General features: G+C 37.5%; 14 protein-coding genes and 2 pseudogenes. 8 read left to right on the forward strand and 8 right to left on the reverse strand.

Annotation, left to right across the window (positions count from 1 at the left end; genetic code table 11):
- Window positions 1–34: 34 nt before the first annotated feature.
- A complete protein-coding gene (locus ADS77_RS01650) occupies window positions 35–910 on the reverse strand; it encodes a DNA replication terminus site-binding protein (RefSeq protein ID WP_054452628.1) in 876 nt (291 codons plus the stop codon).
- A 377-nt stretch (window positions 911–1287) separates the two neighbouring features.
- On the opposite strand from ADS77_RS01650, the pseudogene tnpA reads away from it, so the two are divergent.
- Window positions 1288–1587: pseudogene (gene tnpA, locus ADS77_RS22940) on the forward strand (IS200/IS605 family transposase); the annotation flags it as partial.
- A 1017-nt stretch (window positions 1588–2604) separates the two neighbouring features.
- Window positions 2605–3954, forward strand: coding sequence for a class II 3-deoxy-7-phosphoheptulonate synthase (locus ADS77_RS01655; protein WP_054203904.1), 1350 nt, complete (start codon window positions 2605–2607; stop codon window positions 3952–3954).
- Window positions 3955–4041: 87 nt separating this feature from the next.
- On the opposite strand, the gene ADS77_RS01660 is transcribed toward ADS77_RS01655, so the two are convergent.
- Window positions 4042–4851 carry a pyruvate, water dikinase regulatory protein gene (locus tag ADS77_RS01660; RefSeq protein WP_054203903.1) on the reverse strand — a complete coding sequence of 270 codons (810 nt, stop codon included), beginning with the start codon at window positions 4849–4851 and terminating at the stop codon, window positions 4042–4044.
- 153 nt (window positions 4852–5004) lie between these two features.
- Between ADS77_RS01660 and ppsA the strand changes: the two genes are divergently transcribed.
- The gene (ppsA, locus tag ADS77_RS01665; protein ID WP_054203902.1) at window positions 5005–7380 is read left to right on the forward strand and encodes a phosphoenolpyruvate synthase; all 2376 of its coding nucleotides are present in this window, start codon (window positions 5005–5007) and stop codon (window positions 7378–7380) included.
- Between the two features lie 67 nt (window positions 7381–7447).
- On the opposite strand, the gene ADS77_RS01670 is transcribed toward ppsA, so the two are convergent.
- A complete protein-coding gene (locus tag ADS77_RS01670; RefSeq protein ID WP_054203901.1) occupies window positions 7448–7657 on the reverse strand; it encodes a PGPGW domain-containing protein in 210 nt (69 codons plus the stop codon).
- 150 nt (window positions 7658–7807) lie between these two features.
- On the opposite strand from ADS77_RS01670, the pseudogene ADS77_RS01675 reads away from it, so the two are divergent.
- A pseudogene (locus ADS77_RS01675) lies at window positions 7808–10994 on the forward strand (FAD-binding and (Fe-S)-binding domain-containing protein).
- Window positions 10995–11089: 95 nt separating this feature from the next.
- Here the strand turns inward: ADS77_RS01675 and ADS77_RS01685 are convergent.
- Entirely contained in the window at window positions 11090–12280 is a 1191-nt protein-coding gene (locus tag ADS77_RS01685; protein WP_054452632.1) for a cation:proton antiporter, read from the reverse strand.
- Entirely contained in the window at window positions 12281–13492 is a 1212-nt protein-coding gene (locus ADS77_RS01690; protein ID WP_054203688.1) for a tyrosine-type recombinase/integrase, read from the reverse strand.
- A 116-nt stretch (window positions 13493–13608) separates the two neighbouring features.
- On the opposite strand from ADS77_RS01690, the gene ADS77_RS01695 reads away from it, so the two are divergent.
- Both ADS77_RS01695 and ADS77_RS01700 read left to right on the forward strand, forming a co-directional pair.
- Window positions 13609–14172 (forward strand): YSC84-related protein, encoded by a 564-nt coding sequence (locus tag ADS77_RS01695; RefSeq protein ID WP_054203689.1) that lies wholly within the window; start codon window positions 13609–13611, stop codon window positions 14170–14172.
- A 288-nt stretch (window positions 14173–14460) separates the two neighbouring features.
- Entirely contained in the window at window positions 14461–14868 is a 408-nt protein-coding gene (locus ADS77_RS01700) for a hypothetical protein (RefSeq protein ID WP_152960575.1), read from the forward strand.
- A 112-nt stretch (window positions 14869–14980) separates the two neighbouring features.
- On the opposite strand, the gene ADS77_RS01705 is transcribed toward ADS77_RS01700, so the two are convergent.
- Entirely contained in the window at window positions 14981–16024 is a 1044-nt protein-coding gene (locus ADS77_RS01705) for a patatin-like phospholipase family protein (RefSeq protein ID WP_054452637.1), read from the reverse strand.
- A 74-nt stretch (window positions 16025–16098) separates the two neighbouring features.
- Window positions 16099–17505, reverse strand: a complete 1407-nt coding sequence (locus ADS77_RS01710) for an alanine/glycine:cation symporter family protein (protein ID WP_054452639.1) — start codon at window positions 17503–17505, stop codon at window positions 16099–16101.
- Window positions 17506–17932: 427 nt separating this feature from the next.
- On the opposite strand from ADS77_RS01710, the gene ADS77_RS01715 reads away from it, so the two are divergent.
- Both ADS77_RS01715 and ADS77_RS01720 read left to right on the forward strand, forming a co-directional pair.
- A complete protein-coding gene (locus ADS77_RS01715) occupies window positions 17933–18346 on the forward strand; it encodes a LexA family protein (RefSeq protein WP_054203695.1) in 414 nt (137 codons plus the stop codon).
- Entirely contained in the window at window positions 18334–19596 is a 1263-nt protein-coding gene (locus ADS77_RS01720) for a Y-family DNA polymerase (RefSeq protein WP_054452640.1), read from the forward strand. Before ADS77_RS01715 ends, ADS77_RS01720 begins: the two co-directional genes overlap by 13 nt.
- Before the next feature lie 114 nt (window positions 19597–19710).
- Here the strand turns inward: ADS77_RS01720 and ADS77_RS01725 are convergent, their stop codons facing one another.
- Entirely contained in the window at window positions 19711–20175 is a 465-nt protein-coding gene (locus ADS77_RS01725) for a hypothetical protein (protein WP_054203697.1), read from the reverse strand.
- Window positions 20176–20197 lie beyond the last annotated feature (22 nt).

Consider the following 20197-nt stretch of genomic DNA (forward strand, 5'->3'; position numbering starts at 1 on the left):
AAAAGGCCGCTATTTAGTGGCCTTTTTAACATAATCAACTTTCTATTTGTTCCATATATAACCTATCAACAAGAAAATCATATTCTTTTTTTCTTGGGTGTCCATCTGGTTTTAGATAATCAGATAAAATACCCAGCTTTACATCCGGTTCAGGGTTAATCAAAATAAAGGGTAAGGCAGCACTGACATGATAACGATCTTGAGCTGTGTATCTAACATTAACTTGAGGGCTTACACGGGTTGGTCGTCTAATTCTGAGTTTATCTTTATCTCCCAAGCTTGCTATACGTAATTTTTCTTGAGCAACAAGTGATTGCCAACTTTGTTGGTCTATCATTCGAGGGTTAGAATAACCGGCTGATTTTTCTAGCATTTCGAGTGCCATTTTTTTTGTTAAAGTTTTTGTTGCGTGTTTATGCATCCAAGTAAAACGTACTGAGTAAGGTGAATTCACTTCAAAATGAATTTTACGGTAGGCCGCAAGCGTGATTAAATTTGGAATAGCATTATGAACAGCTTCAAAGCGCGCATCATTATTATCAATGGCTAAAATACACTCTTTAAATGCAGCTTTAGCTTTGTTTAATTGTTGAATTCGAGCAATAAGGTGTTGTTGATCCGCATTTTTAATTACTAATAAGCCAGGGTGTCGCTTTAAAACTCGGCTACTAAGACCTGATTTTTTATATATATCACCAAACGAATTTAAAATTGATTTATGTGCAGCATCCCCCGTGATTTTAGTAACATTAATAGAGTTAGGTACAATTTTTTCATCATTACAGCCTACGTCAGGTAATTGATAAAAATCGGCTTTTGAATAACCACATTCTTTTAAATCATCAATAAAAAGATTAGTTAAATCATTTAGTAAATCAAACTGACTTCTAATTTGTACTTTAGATACCATAAGAACACATCATACAAAGATTAAGATCAATATTTTATCATATAGAGAAGCAGGTTCGAAATATTAAAAACAGCCTTTCTCCTGACAACTAAATATTCAATTATACTGAGAGCTAAGTTATTACTATTAAAAAGTAAGTATGATGTGTTCTTTAGTTCACTTGATTTATTTTCCTCCCATTGTTTCATAGGTATATGAAACAATGGGGGTGAAGCAGAACGTAGCGAAAAACACGGAGGCTTGTCCCAATCTGTACTATTGAACACATGGAACTTCAAAGAAATACGCATCACGTTTTAGGATCTAGTGAATACCTAAGTATCTACATAAAGTGTTCTAATAGCCTTATAGAGCAGGGATAAAAGCAATTATTCAAAAGATTGGGCAATGATATAATTGAGTTAGAAATACCAGAAGATCATATTCATATGGAAGTTCGAATTGAACCGAAAATGTCACCGAGTAAAATAGTAAAGAGTATTTCGGCGAGATAACTTTTGCGACTTTATTCAGATGTAAAGAGACGATAATTTTGGGCTGGCAAGCTTTGGACTCAGAGTTATTTTGTTGAAACGATAGGAAATGCAAACGAAGATACGATCAGAGCGAATGTACAAAATCAGCAAACCAAATTAGACAATAAAGAAAAACACGGGGCTCAGTTAGGGCTCCTTTAAACTCGGTCGCTTGCAGCCTATGTTAATAACAAAAAAAGTTGCTTTAGTGCTAATCATTTAAAAATATGACGCAGAGCATATATATCGTATTTATAAAGATATTCTGGTTTAAGTGTAAAAAAGGTAATGCATAACCATATTAATGGGCTTCATACATAGGAAAGGCTTTCTAGCTATCCTGTATAGTAAATAATGATACGCGTTGAGCGAACTTGGAGCGGTTAAGTTTAGGGCTGTGTATATTTCGATACGGCAAAATAAGTAGGTGTTTTTGCTGTAGATATGTTTTCACCCTCTATTAGCGATAGTTTATTATATCTTTAAGAACCAGTTACCTAGCACACAGTTACAGGGCCTTGCTGGTAACACCTACGGGAATGAACTACTATCACAGTGGTTTATTTAAAACTAAGGCCAATGAACTAGGCAGCTCTTTAAATTGGTCAATTGAAATAGGAGGGTATTTAATTTATAAACTTACAGCTATTTTCTTCAGCTTCACAGTCATACCAAAATATTAAAATGTAATAGACATCTAGCCTTGGTAAAGCAATTCAGTTTTATATTAATTCGTGGTAATTCGATATCACTAAAGCGATATGACCGAGTTATTAGATGAAATAAAATCCAGATATTAAAACCCAAAGTAATTCTTCATAGCACGCATTATTAATTCTATCCACTGTCAGCCCTAAATTACTAAATAGACACTGTAATGTTAAGGTTACAATGCACTTAAATTTAAGTATGATGTGTTCTTTTGTTGGTGTTTAACTAATTATGTTCAAGTACATATATATTCCATCTCTTTAATTAACTATTTATTCATATTAATTAATAGCTTAATAGGTTTTTACAATAACTTAGTATCAGTAATTGTGCTTTTGAGCACCTCTGATTATCAATAATATTTATCTCATAACTAAATAATTGATAATTAGCGAATATAGTCCTTGAACAGCGCCACTGCATACGTTAATTTCACCTATCAGGTAAACGTAGGAATGAGGAAATAATATGCAGTCGTGGAACCCAAATAGCTGGAGAGAGCTCCCAATACTTCAGCAACCACAGTATCCAGATCAAGAAGCACTAAAGACTGTCGAAGGACAATTGAAAAGCGCACCCCCATTAGTATTCGCTGAAGAAACTCGTAGCTTGTTTAAACAACTTGAAGACGTATGTGAAGGTCGTGCCTTCTTGCTCCAAGGTGGTGATTGTGCAGAATCATTTAGTGACTTTAATGCCGCAAATATTCGAGACACATTTAAAACAATTTTACAGATGGCTGTAGTGTTAACTTATGGTGGAAAATGCCCTGTAGTTAAAATAGCCCGTATGGCAGGCCAATACGCAAAACCACGTTCAGCAGATTTAGAAACAATCGATGGTGTCTCATTACCATCTTACCGTGGTGATATAGTAAATAATTTTGATTTTACCGAAGAAGCGCGAATCCCAGACCCACAACGCTTAATGACCGCTTATCACCACAGTGCAGCAACACTTAATTTATTACGCGCGTTTGCCCAAGGCGGACTTGCTGATTTACATCAAGTAAATCGCTGGAACATGGGCTTTGTAGCCGCGAACCCGCTGAAAGAAAAATACCAACAACTTGCTGATAAAATTCAAGATGCACTTGAATTTATGGAAGTATGTGGCATAAATTCCACAATCGCACCTTGCTTAAAAGAGACTGATTTATATACGTCTCATGAAGCATTATTACTAGGTTATGAAGAAGCGCTTACTCGTCGAGATCACCTCTCTGGTGACTGGTATGATTGCTCAGCACACTTCGTTTGGATTGGTGAACGTACACGCCAATTAGATCATGCACACATTGAGTTTTTTAAAGGTATCAAAAACCCAATAGGCGTTAAAGTTGGTCCAGGAATGGACCCAGACGATCTAATCCGTTTAATTGATGCACTTAATCCAGATAACATACCAGGTCGTTTAACATTGATCACACGTATGGGTGCAGATGTTCTGCCTGAAAAGTTACCTGCATTAGTCCGTCGCGTTCAACAAGAAGGTCGCAAAGTAATTTGGAGCTCTGATCCAATGCACGGCAATACAGAAAAAGCCACATCAGGTTATAAAACACGTAGTTTTGATAATATACTTCGTGAAATTAGTCAGTTCTTTGCTGTTCACAAAGCGGAAGGTTCATACGCTGGGGGTGTTCATTTAGAGATGACAGGCCAGCATGTAACTGAATGTACCGGTGGCGCTTATGGATTGTCTGATGATGACCTTGCACAGCGTTATCGCACACAATGTGACCCACGTTTAAATGCTGATCAAGTATTAGAACTTGGTTTCTTAGTTGCTGACTTATTAAAAGACGCACGTAAGTAAGCTAAGAAAATAAAAGCCGCAAGTGCGGCTTTTTTAATGTCCGATATTATTTAGTTCACCAATCTAAGCATCTCAATAAAAACTAAGTTAGTACTTACGACGCTCAAGATTAGTATCAGATATGATTTTTGCAGATATTTCTTCGACAGAATGGTTAGTCGAATTCAAATATGAAATTTTATGTTTTTTATACAACATTTCTACTTCACGCACTTCAATTCTACATTGCTTTAACGACGCGTATTTTGAATTAGCCATTCGACGTTGGCGGATATCAGCTAATCTCACTGGATCAATTGTCAGACCAAACAGTTTTTGCTTATATGCTACTAAGCAAGCGGGTAGCTTACCAGTTTCAAGGTCTTCCTCTGTAATAGGGTAGTTTGCAGCTTTAATACCATATTGTAATGCTAAGTATAAACTCGTCGGTGTTTTACCACTGCGGCTAACTCCCACTAAAATAATATCCGCTTCTGCGTAATTATTTATATTTGCGCCATCATCATTAGTCAATGCATAGTTCACAGCATCAATTCTAAAATCATAACTTTTTTCATGCATTGAATGAGTACGGTGAATTTTTGGAACTGGTGCAACCTTTAACTCTTGTTCAATTTTATCACTAAATGTGGTTAAAAAATCGTACGTAATTGCTGAGGAAGAACGAATTATCTCGCTCAAATTATGATTTACAAAAGTGAAAAATACGAGCGGCTTTTCACCTTCTCTTTGCGCAGTTGCATTAATTAACGCTTTTACTTCGTTTGCTTTTTCTTCAGTTTCAACAAAAGGAATAGTTTTATGATTAAATTCAACGGGAAATAATGACAAAGTAGCATGGCCAAAAACCTCAGAAGTAATCGCTGTACCGTCAGAAATATAAAATGCAGTTCTCATATTAACCTTTTTCTTACGTTTAATAGTTAAAATAGGCACCCCACGGTTTACGTAAGGTCTGTTGCCAGTGTAGAATGAAGGCGACCTTTTTAGAAGGTTTTCTTTCTTAACTCTCACAGTTATTACTACAATTTGTTTTTTGGAGAAAGATCCGTGCAAGAATACGTTCTCTGGTATCAAGAGCTTGGTATGCAAGATGTTCCTCGTGTTGGCGGCAAAAATGCCTCACTCGGTGAAATGATTTCAAACCTAGCAAACGCTGGTGTACAAGTCCCAGGTGGTTTTGCTACAACCGCCGACGCATTTAATGAGTTTCTTGAGCAATCAGGACTAAATGCAAAGATCCACGACATTTTAGACACACTGGACGTGGAAGATGTAAATACACTCGTAAAAGTCGGTGCTGATATTCGTCAGTGGATTATCGACACACCATTTCAACCTAATTTAGACAAAGCTATCCGCGAAGCATACAGCCAACTACACGGCGATGCAGCAGACGATGTTTCATTTGCAGTTCGTTCATCAGCTACAGCTGAAGACATGCCAGATGCATCATTCGCAGGCCAACAAGAAACCTTCCTCAATGTGCGTGGCATAGACTCTGTAATGGTCGCCATCAAACATGTATTCGCATCGCTTTTCAATGACCGTGCGATTTCATACCGTGTACACCAAGGTTATGATCATCGTGGCGTAGCATTATCTGCGGGTATTCAACGTATGGTACGCTCTGATAAATCATCATCAGGCGTAATGTTCAGTATCGATACGGAATCAGGTTTCGAAGATGTTGTATTTATTACATCTAGTTATGGTCTAGGCGAAATGGTTGTACAGGGTGCAGTAAACCCTGATGAATTTTATGTTCATAAACCAACTCTTGCTAAAGGCAAACCATCCGTTGTGCGCCGTAACATCGGTTCAAAAGCGATTCAAATGATTTACTCTGCTGATCAAGCACATGGTAAACAAGTTGAAATCGTTGACGTAGATGCATCCCTTTCAAACCAATTTTCAATTACCGATGCTGAAGTTCAAGAGCTTGCAAAACAAGCCGTGATCATCGAAAAGCATTACGGCCGCGCGATGGATATCGAGTGGGCTAAAGACGGTAATGACGGCAAGCTTTACATCGTTCAAGCACGCCCTGAAACAGTACGTTCAAACGAAGACACGAATGTAATGGAACGCTTTCAACTAAATGGCAGCAGTAATGTTGTCGTTGAAGGACGTGCCATCGGTCATAAAATTGGCTCTGGTGTCGTGCGTGTTCTTGATTCAATTAAAGAAATGGACCAAGTACAAGTAGGTGACATCTTAGTTACTGACATGACAGATCCTGATTGGGAACCTATCATGAAACGCGCTGCAGCGATTGTAACTAATCGTGGTGGTCGTACATGCCATGCAGCAATCATCGCCCGTGAATTAGGTATTCCAGCAGTGGTTGGGTGTGGTAATGCCACAGACCTAATTAAAGCAGGCCAAGAAGTAACAGTATCATGTGCTGAAGGCGACACCGGCTTTATTTACGAAGGTATTTTGGATTTCGAAATCCTCACTTCACGCGTTGATAAAATGCCTGAACTACCAATGAAAATCATGATGAACGTCGGTAACCCTGATCGCGCATTTGATTTTGCACGCTTACCACACTCAGGTGTTGGTCTTGCCCGCGTTGAATTTATTATCAACCGCATGATTGGTGTTCATCCTAAAGCATTGCTTAATTTTGATGCACAAACCGATGCATTAAAAGCTGAAATCACCGACATGATTGCAGGTTATGAATCACCGGTTGAATTCTATATCTCTAAATTAGTTGAAGGTATTTCTACCTTAGGCTGTGCATTTGCACCAGAGCGCGTTATTGTTCGTATGTCTGATTTTAAATCAAACGAATATGCTAACTTAGTTGGCGGACAACAATACGAGCCAGAAGAAGAAAATCCGATGATCGGTTTCCGCGGCGCAGCACGCTATATCTCGGAAGATTTCCGTGATTGTTTTGCACTTGAGTGTGAAGCAATAAAACGTGTGCGTAACGACATGGATATGGCCAACATTGAAATCATGATCCCATTCGTACGCACCCTTGAAGAAGGTAAACGCGTTATCGAATTACTTGAAGAGCATGGCCTTAAACGTGGCGAAAATGGCTTAAAAGTAATCATGATGTGTGAACTTCCATCAAATGCACTGCTTGCAGATGAGTTCCTAGAACACTTTGATGGCTTTTCAATTGGTTCAAACGATTTAACCCAGCTAACGCTTGGCTTAGATCGTGACTCTGGTTTAATTGCACATTTATTTGATGAACGTGACCCTGCAATCAAAAAACTACTTTCAATGGCAATTAAAACGGCTAAAGCAAAAGGAAAGTATGTAGGTATTTGTGGTCAAGGTCCTTCTGATCATGAAGACTTTGCAGCTTGGTTAGTAGAGCAGGGCATTGATTCTGTTTCACTAAACCCAGATACAGTACTTGAAACATGGTTATACCTTGCTAAAAAATTAGCAAAATAACTCGTTTAGCATAATAAAAAATGCCAGCAACATTGCTGGCATTTTTTTATCAGGACGTTAATAGCTTTTATCGCGCTAATTTTTTATCTAAAAAAGCACATGATTTAGTGAGTGCTTTTTGACAGAGTGCCAAGTAATGGCGTGCTTTTGGATAATAAAACGAAAAACACATAAGCCCAACAATAAAAAAGATTAAAGATGGCCCAGGTACTACAGCAAAAAATAACCCAAGCAATATAAATAAACTGCCAACTAAAAGTAAAATACATTTTTTCATTTAAATTCCCTCGCAACTAAGCTTCTAATATCGAGTATAAGTAATCACAGCACTTTTACGATCAAAAGAGTGTTACAAACTGTAAAATCTTCAATTTCTATTGCTCTTGAGCATGATATAATCGAACAAATGCCTTAATTTATCACCGTCATGATAGCAACTATTAGCCAACAAGATGCCGCGACCAATTTAGTCGCAAGTTACCTAAAAACTATAACAAAACAAGGGTTTACTGGCGACACTGATGCAAGCTATGCCACCCGTATAACTGCATCAACCGATAACAGTATTTACCAACAGTTACCGCAAGGTGTTATTTTTCCTAAAACTGAAAAAGACATCCAAATTGCTTTGCAAACGGCTGCTCAAGACCCATATCTATCACTCACTTTTGGTCCTCGTGGCGGTGGAACTGGTACTAATGGTCAATCGTTAACTCCTGGCATCGTGGTTGATTTATCGCGTTATATGCGTGAAATCCTCGAAATTAACCCAGAAGAAGGCTGGGTTAGAGTGCAAACAGGTGTAATAAAAGATCAACTTAATGACTTTTTACGCCCTTATGGATTTTTCTTCGCACCCGATTTATCAACCAGTAACCGAGCAACAATTGGCGGAATGGTTAATACTGATGCTTCAGGGCAAGGTTCACTCGTTTATGGTAAAACCAGCGATCATGTTTTAGGACTTACAACCTATTTAGTTGACGGCACACAAATGTCTACCAATCCAATAGACATTAATAAAGCTAAATTAATTGCAGAGCAAGACACCACAATAGGTAAATTATACGCAACGGTACTCGATATTTGCTTGTCTGAGCGTGACGCTATTTTAGCCAAATTCCCTCGCTTAAATCGATTTTTAACCGGGTATGACTTAGAGCATGTGCTAAGTGATGACTTACAAACATTTGATATGAGCCGATTAATAACAGGCTCAGAAGGTTCACTTGGTATTGTTACAGAAGCTAAATTAAACATTACCCCAATTGCTGAATTTAAAACCTTAATAAATATTAAATACGATAGTTTTGATTCTGCACTTCGCCACTCACCATTTTTAGTAGATGCACGTGCAACGTCTGTTGAAACAGTCGACAGCAAAGTATTGAACCTTGCACGCCAAGATATAATCTGGCATTCAGTATCGGACTTAATAACCGATGTTGAAAATAAAGATATGCAAGGACTCAACATGGTTGAGTTTAATGCAGTATCAGCCGATGACATAAAAGACAAAGTTGAATCATTATGTGCTTTACTTGATGACTGTGCAGCGCAGCAAAAAAATGGTGTCATCGGGTATCAACTAACGAGTAATAAGGCTGATATTTTAAAAATTTACGCCATGCGTAAAAAATCAGTTGGTTTACTCGGTAATGTTAAAGGCTCACAAAAACCACTCGCATTTGCCGAAGATACCGCAGTTCCTCCAGAAAACCTCGCCGATTTTATCGTTGAATTTAGAGCGTTACTTGATAGTCATAATTTACAATACGGAATGTTTGGCCATGTTGATGCTGGGGTTTTACATGTACGACCCGCACTTGATATGTGCGACCCAGAACAAGAAAAATTACTTCGCGTGATCTCCGATCAGGTTGTAAAACTCACAGCCAAGTATGGCGGTTTAATGTGGGGAGAGCATGGTAAAGGTTATAGAAGTGAATACGGCCCTGAATTTTTTGGCGAGCATTTATTTACACAATTACGCCGTATAAAATCAGCTTTCGATCCAAACAATCGTATAAACCCAGGTAAAATATGCACCCCGATTGATAGTAAGGACTCACTTGTAAGCGTTGATGATCAGAAGCGTGCATGGTTCGATAGACAAATTTCGGTTGATGTTAAAACCAGCTTTAACAACGCAATGACCTGTAACGGTAATGGTATTTGCTTTAATTATGATGAAAACTCCCCAATGTGCCCATCATATAAAGTAACGGGTGATCGTCGTAATTCACCGAAAGGCCGCGCAAGTTTAATGCGCGAATGGCTGCGTTTACAAGAAGCAAAAAATATAGATTTAATTGAAGTTGAAAAAGAGCTCAATAAAGGTGAAGTCATCACCTGGTGGGAACGTTACCAACATAGTCGAGATAAAAGCAAAGGCGAGTACGATTTTTCTCATGAAGTTAAAGCCTCAATGGATGAATGTTTAGCGTGTAAAGCATGTACTACCGCCTGCCCAATTAAAGTAGATGTGCCCACTTTTAGATCACGCTTTTTAAATTATTATCACAGTTATTATGCTCGCCCTTTAAAAGATTATTTAGTTGGTAATATTGAAGCAAGCGCACCATTAATGGCAAAATTTTCAAACGTGATAAACCCAATAGTAAAAACTAAATTAGTTAGCTCGCTAATAAAAAAATCTGTTGGCTATGTTGATACACCCATATTAAGTTCACCACGTTTAGAAAAACGAATAAACAAAACACACAAATTTAATTTTGCACATTTATCAGCACTCAATCCAGAACAACAAAATGAGTATGTGTTCATTGTTCAAGATCCATTTACCAGTTTCTATGAAGCTGAACTAGTCGAAAGTTTTATAAAAATAATTTCAGCATTAGGGAAAAAACCAATCCTGTTACCATTTAAACCCAATGGTAAACCGCAGCATGTTAAAGGTTTTTTACATGAATTTAAAATCACAGCAAAAAATGCAGCCGCATTTTTAAATTCATTATCAGAAATAAACGCACCATTAGTTGGCTTAGATGCATCACTAGTTATGTGTTATCGCGATGAGTATAATTCGATTCTCGGTGATGAGCGCGGGGATTTTGAAGTGCAACTTGCTCATGAATGGTTAGCGACACAATCATTTAAACCATTAGCTGATAAAATAAAAAACAAAAGCAGCGAATGTATGGCAAACAATTTTTTCTGATTTAGGTTTAACTCTTAATACAACAGCCACCGGTTGTTGTGGTATGGCTGGTACTTATGGTCACGAAGCACAAAACCAAAATAACTCTCGCGCACTTTAATTATTAAGTCATTGTACTGAAACAACTGCGTTACCAAAAGCAGCGAATGTATGGCAAACAATTTTTTCTGATTTAGGTTTAACTCTTAATACAACAGCCACCGGTTGTTGTGGTATGGCTGGTACTTATGGTCACGAAGCACAAAACCAAAATAACTCTCGCGCACTTTATGAAATGAGTTGGCAAGGTGTAGTAAATAAAAATAAACCTGAGCAACTATTAGCAACTGGCTTTTCTTGTCGCAGTCAAGTAAAACGCTATGAGAAATTTAAACCCAAGCATCCAATAGAACTTATCGCAGAACAATTTATTAGCCCCGGTAGTATTAAATAAATAGTGATTTTATTTAATACTTGAATTCAAGAATGAATAAAAAATGCCACATTATTTTTTTAATAATAATGCGGCATTTTATTTTTATATATAAGTTATTTTAAATAACTATCAGCAATTGGCTTTGTACTCATGCCATGAATAAAAACGCTAAACAAAATAGTCGTCATAGTAATAGTGGCTATAATAAATTTATTTTCTATATCACTATCGATCACCATCAAAGTAAATACTATAGATGCTAACCCTCTAGGCCCAAACCAGGCAAAAGTACAACGCTCTTTTACTTTCAAGTGCGTAAATTGTAATGACAACATAACAGGAATAATTCTGATCAGTGTTGTACTTAACAAGGCGAATCCTACAATAGCCCATGATAATTCTGGTAAAACTAAATAACTACACACAAAACCAAATAAGCACCAGATCAGCAAACCACTAAAATCTGCAATGTGTTCACTGTCTTCAACCAGTTTGAGACGTAATGACGACTCTGTAAATCTATCAAAAATTAATCCTGCAACAAACACTGCAATAAAACCACTGCTATGTAAACTTTGCGCAAGAGAAAATACAGCCACAGCAATCCCAACAACTAAAAATGGGCTCGTATTATTTGAAAAATAATGGCGTTGCATCGAAAATTTAATTAATGGAATCACTATAGCCATTGCCGTAACAGCAACAAAAATTGCGACTCCAAGCTCACGAGCAAAAACCAGTGCAGTATCATAAAGCGAAAATGCAGAGGCGGGCTCTTTGGCTAACAACATAAGTATTAAAAATACTGGCACACATAAACCATCGTTTAATCCACTTTCAGTATTAATACCTTCACGAACTTTTTCAGGTACTGCACTGCTATTTAATAAGCCTTTACTAAGCGCGGCGTCTGTTGGCGTTAAAATAACAGCGACTAATGCTGCTTGGATAAGTGTTAATTGAGTAAACATTAAACTTGCAATAACAATTCCGATTATTAAAGTAAGTGGCAATGCTACAAAAAGTAACAGGCTAGGGTATTGAAAACTATGTTTTAAAACCGACAGTTTTGTTTTCGCCGCATCAGTAAATAAAAAGATACTCAAAGTCAGCTCAATCAAAGGTAACAAACGCTCAAGGTCACTTAATAAGAATACAGTTTTACCAGGGATTAAAATTGCAAGCATAGCTCCAATAATGACAAAAAACATTGGCCCAGTAATTTCTGCACGTTCGAGCTGGCGGATAGATAATGAGTAAATTAAAAATGCTAAACCTACAGCTGTTAATACACAATATTCCATTTAGATTTTCCTTTTAAGTCCTGATTTTGCGCGCTCTTTTATATTTGTTTGAATATAAATTTGGTCGGTCGTCGCAATTTTTGCATGGCCTAAATCTTCAGATAAATGTTTTAAAGGTCGTGTTTGTGCATCATGTGTTGCACCGGTATGCCTGAGCCAATGTGCAGTTGCGGATTCAAGTTGCTCTGCATCATCAGTAAAACCATCATCAAGCAGTGATTTTTTTGCTAAATCAAAACTTTGCTGAACTAAACGACGAATTTGACGAACCGTCATACCACCTTGACCACGAATTTTATGCACTAAAGGATCTGCTTCATCAACACGGGGCAGGGCCGTTAACCCGCGATATAATCTATAACGTTTTAAGTAAGTTACAAAATCTTCACTCAGGGTTACATCGCGTAATTTATTACCTTTACCCATAATCCTTAAAAACCAAAAGCCATCATTGTCTTGCCAAAAATGTGACATTACCGGTGACCATTGTGGTCGTTCCGATAACTCTGATATTCGTAAATAAAGGCCTTTTAAACAAGCTAAAGTAAATAAATTACGTTCTAGCTCGGGGTTTTGTTCGCATTTATCACGAGTTACACCAAATACATATTCCCACTGAATATCGCTTAACGTATCAGGAATTTTAATTTGTGATTGCACAACCAAGTATGGACTATTCTTTTTAACAACAGGAACAAAATTCGCAAACGTTTTTTCTTCTAAAATCGAAAATTTATAAAATACATTAAGCGCGGTAAACATTGCAGATAAAGTTTGTTGACTGGCTATCGACTCTTTAAGAATAAAAGGGCGCCAGTTTTCATTTAAACGCCTAAGTCCTTGTTCATTTTTATAACGTGATTGCACAGATGTTGATGCCCAGTTTTTATCTGGCTCAACCATAAAATCAACATATGCTTCAATATCTTCGCGTTTTAATTCAAATACTGATTTTTCAGCAACTAACCACGCCCATAAATAAAAGCGTTCTAGTTCATTACGAAAACGATTAAAAGTCGCTTCTGATTTTCGACCATAAACATATAAAAACTGATACAGAAATACTAACTCATGCTTTGATTCAGCGACAGTCAAGCCAACTTGCTGTATAAAGGAGGCAAGTTCTGGGTATTCAGATCGCAATGTATCATCTTCAAGATGAGCAATTTGATATCGTAATTGTTTTAATGTATCGACCAATGCAACAAGCATATTATAGTTATTTCTAATAAAATAAAGTACTTACAGTTTAACTTTAAAGTCCGATACTGTCTAGTATTGGACTTTATAATGCTATAATTTTGTTGTTCGTCGTTTAAGGTAAGCATATGAAAAAGTTTATGGTTTTAAGTTTAATCGTCTTCACGTTTGCATTGTCTGGTTGTGCTACAACGGGCAGTGCTTCTCCTGCTGAAAAACGTGATCTTGTGCAGAATATGAGAGCTGATACGCTAACCAAATTATACAAAGAAAAGCCAGATGTTAAAGAGCAAATTAAAAATGCGGCTGGTTATGCTGTTTTCGATAATGCCAATGTTAACGTTGTATTAGCCAGTTTTGGTGGTGGTTATGGGGTTGTTAAAAATAACCTAACGGGTAAATCTACTTATATGAATATGGGTGAAGCTGGTTTAGGCCTAGGTTTAGGTGTAAAAGATTTTAATGTTGTGATGGTTTTTCATAATCAAGCTGCATTAAATCGTTTTGTTGAACATGGTTGGGCCTTCGGTGGTAATGCCGATGCAGCCGCTAAATACCAAGATAAAGGCGGTGCTATTGTTGCCGAAGCAATTGTCGATCAAGTAACTGTTTATTCATTGACCGAAAGCGGCCTTGCATTACAAGCTGTATTAAAAGGGACTAAATTTTGGGTAGATTCTGAGCTAAATTAAGTATTCAAACCCCTCTAAAAGTGGGCTAGTTTGTGTAATTACGCCCGCTTTAATTTAATTCACACTATTTAACATAACGTAATTTATGGGTTGCATTGTTTAAGCCGTAAGCCGTAAGCCGTAAGCCGTAAGCCGTAAGCCGTAAGCCGTAAGCCGTAAGCCGTAAGCCGTAAGCCGTAAGCCGTAAGCCGTAAGCCGTAAGCCGTAAGCCGTAAGAAAAAATAACTCACATCCTTAAAGTGTCAATTAATTTAAATTCAAATTTTCTTATTGCTAGGCTAATATCAAATGCGTCAGCTAAACCAAACTCCAATAATTTATCGAGCCTATTTTCCTCCAACTGGCCCATGGGCAGATTGTAGAATTTCTTATCATGACCATACAATGACTACTCCTTGGGGTAAAGTTAAAGCATCCGATGTACAACTAATTTCTGACGTTACTTTTAGCAACTTTATTTGTTCATTTCATGCATCAAAAGTACTATTTCCAAAACCTTCAGGGGTCTATGCGTTTCTAGATGAAATACATAAATCAGCCGTATCTTTCAATAGTACTAAAACAGCAAGTGAAGATACTGATGAACCAACTGCCTTAGAAATGATTGATAAATACAGAATGGAAGCTTGCTCTAATTTAAATGGTTTTTTAGAAGAGCTAAATAAGTTAATGACGCCATATATAAAGATTAAATAGCAAGACAAACTGTCCCAACTGACAACAAGCTTAAATCATTAATAAAAAAGGGCTTTTCGCCCTTTCTTTAATATTACGTACCGTAAGCTGTACGTAAAAAACACTCACATTCTTAAATTGTCTTTACTTCAAACTTACCTATTGTTAGATTTTTGTCAAACGCGTCAGCTAACCTTTCAGTCTCGCTAAATACAGTATTCCAATATTTTATTCGGGTGTCGGTATCGAGTTTTGTAAAGTCTGTTCTGTCTGGTATTTTCCCGTAAGGTAAGCTGGCGATGAATTTTTTAGACGGGGTGATCATTACCACGTTATCGTAATTTTCTGTGGCGACTTTGCGTTTTAAATTTTTATCGAACCACCCTGCTTTGGGATCTGAATTAAAATGTGGGTATAAAATCAAACCTGGGTTGTTAATTTTTAAATCAAAATGATAGTCAACAATGCCGCCGTCGCGGTACATACCAGGCGGCGATCCAGCTATATTTTTTATACCTTGCATAACTAATGGGATTGAACCAGATGCTAACAAAGCATCTTTTAAATTTTCGCTCGTTAAATCTAATTGTGTAGTTTTAATTTTATAACTGTCTTCAATTGAAAAATCACTATTAGGTGCTTGATAAATAAAACGCTCGTATTGATTTATTAAAAATCGGCGATCAACTCGATTATACAAATAGCTTTTTGTTAAGCCTAATAACTGTAATGCTTTATGATCGCTGCCTACAAAGCCATTTGATTTAGCGACAATAAAGTGTGCTTTAAAAATAGGATTATTAATGATTTCGGCAACACCTGTTTGGGCAAAAACATCGTTTAATAACTGTTTTGCTTTTTCGGTTATTTCTGCTGGTGTTGGTTTAGCGGTTGAGTAACGTGTTTGGGAATACGATTTTGCTAAACGCTCAATCGCTGCAACAGGATCCTTTTGTGCAAAACACGCGGCACGAAATGCGCCGGCTGATGAGCCAACTAAGTTTAATTGCGTCGTTCTATTTTTAAAAAACTCACCAAAAATATACTTATCTAAACCAAATAAAGTAAACCATTTAGGCCCACCGGATGCACCTAAAAAGGTATTAAAAAGCGGTGCTTTAAAGCCTTGTTCGGCAATTATTTTTGCAGCAGTTTTACCTGCATATATCTCTATCATGGTAATTGCTTAATTATTTTAGCGCGATCACACTGAATATTTATTCAATTAAACATTCAGCATAAGCGAGCTATTTAATGCCAAATACCCTTTTCGGTCTTACCTTGAATAATGACATTTTTTGCATTAAATTTAGGTTCAATACCTTGGGCTCTTTGCTTATTATAATCATCTGTTACATTTAAAATAGTCGGGGTGAGTAATATAATGGCAATAACGTTAACCACGGTCATCAAACCCAGCGCAATATCGGCTAAATCCCACACCTCTTTTAATGTTGCAGACGCGCCCCACATCATCATTGATAAATATAATAGTGTATAAATGCCGCGCCCTATTTTGTTATCAAGCTTAAATAAGTGCAGGTTGCTTTCTGCATAGGCGTAGTTGGCCACTACAGAAGTAAACGCAAATAAAGTAATGGCTGCAGCCACAAAATATACGCCACCCTGTGCTAAATGTGCGGTCATAGCTGCTTGCGTTAAACGAATACCTTCCATCTCGCCGCTAATATCCACATTAGCAAGTAAGATGATCACCGCGGTGCAGCTACACAGTACAATAGTATCGAAGAATACACCCAGCATTTGAATATATCCTTGAGTTACAGGGTGGTTAGGTGTTGGTGAGGCGCTAGCTGATGCATGCGGCACACTGCCCGCGCCTGCTTCGTTTGAATATAAACCCCGTTGTATACCATTTTTTATTGCAGCTCCCATTGCCCCCGCACCGGCTTCTTGCAGGCCAAACGCAGATAGGAATATATCCTTTAACATAGCAGGTACTTGGCTAAAGTTGAGTAGTGTAATAATGACCGCAGCCAGCACAAATATAATCCCCATCACGGGCACTACTCGTTCAGCAAAGCGTGCAATGGCTTTGAAACCACCTAATATAATAGAGGCTGCGAGGATGGTTATAACAATACCAGAGTAGAATGTTGGAATTTCAAATGCGAAATTAAGTGCATCGGTTATGGTATTGGTTTGCATAGCGCTAAAGGTAAAGCCGTAACCTAAAAATAAGCACAATGCGAATGCAATAGCGAGACTGCGGCTATTTAAACCTTGTTTAATATAATAAGCAGGGCCGCCTCTAAATTCACCTTGGCTATCGCGTACTTTATATACTTGACCAAGCACGCTTTCAGCAAAGCCTGTGGCCATGCCTAATATAGCAATGACCCACATCCAAAATATTGCGCCACTGCCACCCAGTGATATAGCAACCGCTACACCGGCTAAATTCCCCGTGCCAACACGGGCACTTAAGCCTGTGCAAAGCGCTTGAAAAGAGCTTATATCGTCTTTATTACATTTACTGCTGCCTTTAAGCAGGCTAAACATATGTTTAAATTTTAGAATTTGCACAGCTTTTAGTCGCACTGAAAACCAAATACCGGTAAACAGCAGGATATAAATAAGGACTTGCCCTTCACCCCATAAAAGATTATTAATGCTGCCTACAACTGTGTTAAACATGTTTATCCCTTCTTGGATTCAAGTATTAAACCTAGCACCTTTATGAATAACAAATCACCAAATACGTATTTTTATTTAATATGCACTTTATCGTGATTTGTTAAATAATCAAGAAGCTATTAACGTTAAAGGGAATTTTTTATTTTTACTAGAAGAAATTACCTACAATAAACAAAGTAACCATCACTTAGCGCTTGAACTCAGCATCATTTGAGTAAGTACTTATGTCTGGCTGAATATTTCACTATAAATAATGGTTTCTCTATATTGATGAAAAGACACAGCTAGACTTTAGAAAGAAAAAAATAATAAACATAAAAATCATGTATTTAAGTTTTAGTAATTAATTTACTGTCACCCCCTGCTTGGCTTTTTAGCTAACTTTACATTATACTGTATAAACATACAGTATAATGTGTTTTTATCTATGCATGTCATTCCTATATATATCGAAGCGGGCGTATGCGGGTTTGAATCGCCAGCCGCCCAATATAAAGAACTTGGTTTATCTTTGGATCAATTATTAATTAAACATCCCGATGCGACATTTATCGGTGTGGCTTCTGGGGAGTCAATGCAAGGCGTTGGCATTTTTGATGGTGACTTATTGCTTGTGGATCGCGCTGAAGAAGCCAAAAATGGGGACGTTATTGTGGCTAATTTAAATGGCTTATTTGTATGTAAGCTATTAGACAAAACTAATGCCCGCTTACTCTCAGCCTCAGCTTTATATTCACCTGTGCAACTAAGTGATGCCGATGAATTTCAATTAGAAGGTGTTGTCACTCGCTCTATTCGATTACATCGTCCAAGTCCTGAGCTACACCAATGTACGCCTTAGTGGATGCTGTAGCATTTTATGCCAGTGCAGAAAAAGTATTTGATCCCGCAATTCGTTCAAAACCGGTGGTAGTACTTACTAATAATGATGGCTGCGTGTGCGCTATTTGCCCTATAGCACGGCGTTTAAATATTCCTAAATTCCAACCTTATTTTAAAGTTAAGCATTTATTGGCTAAGCATAAAGTAATCGTTCGTTCATCTAACTATGAGTTATACGCAGATTTAAGCGATAGAATGATGAATGTGATCAGTCGTTTTTGTGATAAACAATATATATATTCAATTGATGAGTCATTTTTACATTTTACCGGTTTTACTCCTTTAATTAATGATTGGCATCAGTACGGACACTTGATCCGCCGTACAGTATGGCGTGAAACTAAATTACCTGTGGGGGTCGGCTTTGGCTCAACGCCCACTTTGGCCAAAGCAGCAAATCATGCAGCTAAAAAGCTTAAGGGTTTTAACGGGGTTGCTGTCATTGATAACGAACAAGCGCGACTGCGTATTTTAGCTGCGATGGATGTCGCTGATATATGGGGAGTGGGCAAACGTTTAGCCAAAAAGTTAAAGCAACTTCATATTAACAGTGCACTTGATTTGGCAAAACAAGATCCACTGCAAATGAAACGCTTATTTAATGTAGTACTGGCTCGTACTGTGGATGAACTAAACGGCCGAACCTGTTTAGAGTGGGATGAAGTACGCCAAGATAAACGTGAGATTTTTTCGACTCGTAGCTTTGGTGAACGTTTAACAGATCCAACGGTATTAAAAACAGCCTTGATAAACCATTGTACTATTGTTGCTCGAAAATTGCGTCTGCAACGCTCTTTAACTAAACGCTTATTATTATTTGTGGCAAGCTCCCCACATGAACTAAACGCTTATAAAAAATCATTAGTGTATGAGCTGCCCACATCTAGCGCTGATAGCTGTGTATTTGCCAATGCAATTAGCGAGGTTTTTGCACAATTATACCAACAAAATGTTCGCTTTTATAAGTGTGGCGTGGGAGCATTAGAGCTTAGTTCACAGCAATTTCAGCAATCAGATCTTTTTACGCCGAATAAAAATAACATTAAACTAATGAAATGTTTGGATTCTGTAAATGCGCGTTATGGCAGCAATACGCTTGCTTTGGCAAGTCAGCAACAAAGCCAAGCGTGGCATATGAAACGTGAATTTTTATCTCCACAATACACTACTCGCTGGCTACATTTGCCAAAAATAAGCTGTAACTTATAAAAGGTTAGAACAAGGCAAAATTATGATATGTAGTTGTTCTATATAAGTAATTTTTAACGTAGTTAGTGAGTTACTTAATTTGCTAGAATGATCACGTTTTTAATAAAATTGGTATTATGGCTGGCGCTCAAACTCACAGCGTACATTGGTATTTTCAACACTGTATTGAATACGCGTAGGCGAGATGAAATGCAGCATTTGGCTCGTATCTAAATTATCAGCCTGATTTTCACAGCGAGTATGGCGCAGCGATAGCGTAACTCTTTGCGTTGTGTATTTGTATTTAGTCGTCACTAAACAAAAGTTTGCCGTTTTATTCGTTTGCGTTCCATGATGCAAGGCGGTAAAAACAATCCCTTCACCTAGTTTAAACCCTAGGCTTGGCGCGCTTTTATCAAACCATGATAATTGCCCATCAGTGCACACACTCGCGCTGCCTGAAACTAACTTATACGTACCTACTTTAGTGTTTAACAAACTAATAAACTGACTTTTATTGCTTGGTAGTTCAGTTTTAGCACTGATTGTAGTGCTAAAAAAAACAAACACGAAACACAGTAATATTTTACGATAGCCCATTAAATACCTGACTTAGAGTGGT

Source organism: Pseudoalteromonas porphyrae (genome assembly GCF_001298125.1).
GTDB classification, from domain to species: domain Bacteria; phylum Pseudomonadota; class Gammaproteobacteria; order Enterobacterales; family Alteromonadaceae; genus Pseudoalteromonas; species Pseudoalteromonas neustonica.

Coding starts and splice junctions, on each gene's coding strand:
- ADS77_RS01695 (WP_054203689.1), top strand. CDS start 13,609: ATGAAAAAGTTTATGGTTTTAAGTTTAATCGTCTTCACGTTTGCATTG.
- ADS77_RS01725 (WP_054203697.1), bottom strand. CDS start 20,175: ATGGGCTATCGTAAAATATTACTGTGTTTCGTGTTTGTTTTTTTTAGC.
- ADS77_RS01710 (WP_054452639.1), bottom strand. CDS start 17,505: ATGTTTAACACAGTTGTAGGCAGCATTAATAATCTTTTATGGGGTGAA.
- ADS77_RS01655 (WP_054203904.1), top strand. CDS start 2,605: ATGCAGTCGTGGAACCCAAATAGCTGGAGAGAGCTCCCAATACTTCAG.
- ADS77_RS01715 (WP_054203695.1), top strand. CDS start 17,933: ATGCATGTCATTCCTATATATATCGAAGCGGGCGTATGCGGGTTTGAA.
- ADS77_RS01660 (WP_054203903.1), bottom strand. CDS start 4,851: ATGAGAACTGCATTTTATATTTCTGACGGTACAGCGATTACTTCTGAG.
- ADS77_RS01705 (WP_054452637.1), bottom strand. CDS start 16,024: ATGATAGAGATATATGCAGGTAAAACTGCTGCAAAAATAATTGCCGAA.
- ADS77_RS01690 (WP_054203688.1), bottom strand. CDS start 13,492: ATGCTTGTTGCATTGGTCGATACATTAAAACAATTACGATATCAAATT.
- ADS77_RS01685 (WP_054452632.1), bottom strand. CDS start 12,280: ATGGAATATTGTGTATTAACAGCTGTAGGTTTAGCATTTTTAATTTAC.
- ADS77_RS01650 (WP_054452628.1), bottom strand. CDS start 910: ATGGTATCTAAAGTACAAATTAGAAGTCAGTTTGATTTACTAAATGAT.
- ADS77_RS01700 (WP_152960575.1), top strand. CDS start 14,461: ATGCGTCAGCTAAACCAAACTCCAATAATTTATCGAGCCTATTTTCCT.
- ADS77_RS01670 (WP_054203901.1), bottom strand. CDS start 7,657: ATGAAAAAATGTATTTTACTTTTAGTTGGCAGTTTATTTATATTGCTT.
- ADS77_RS01720 (WP_054452640.1), top strand. CDS start 18,334: ATGTACGCCTTAGTGGATGCTGTAGCATTTTATGCCAGTGCAGAAAAA.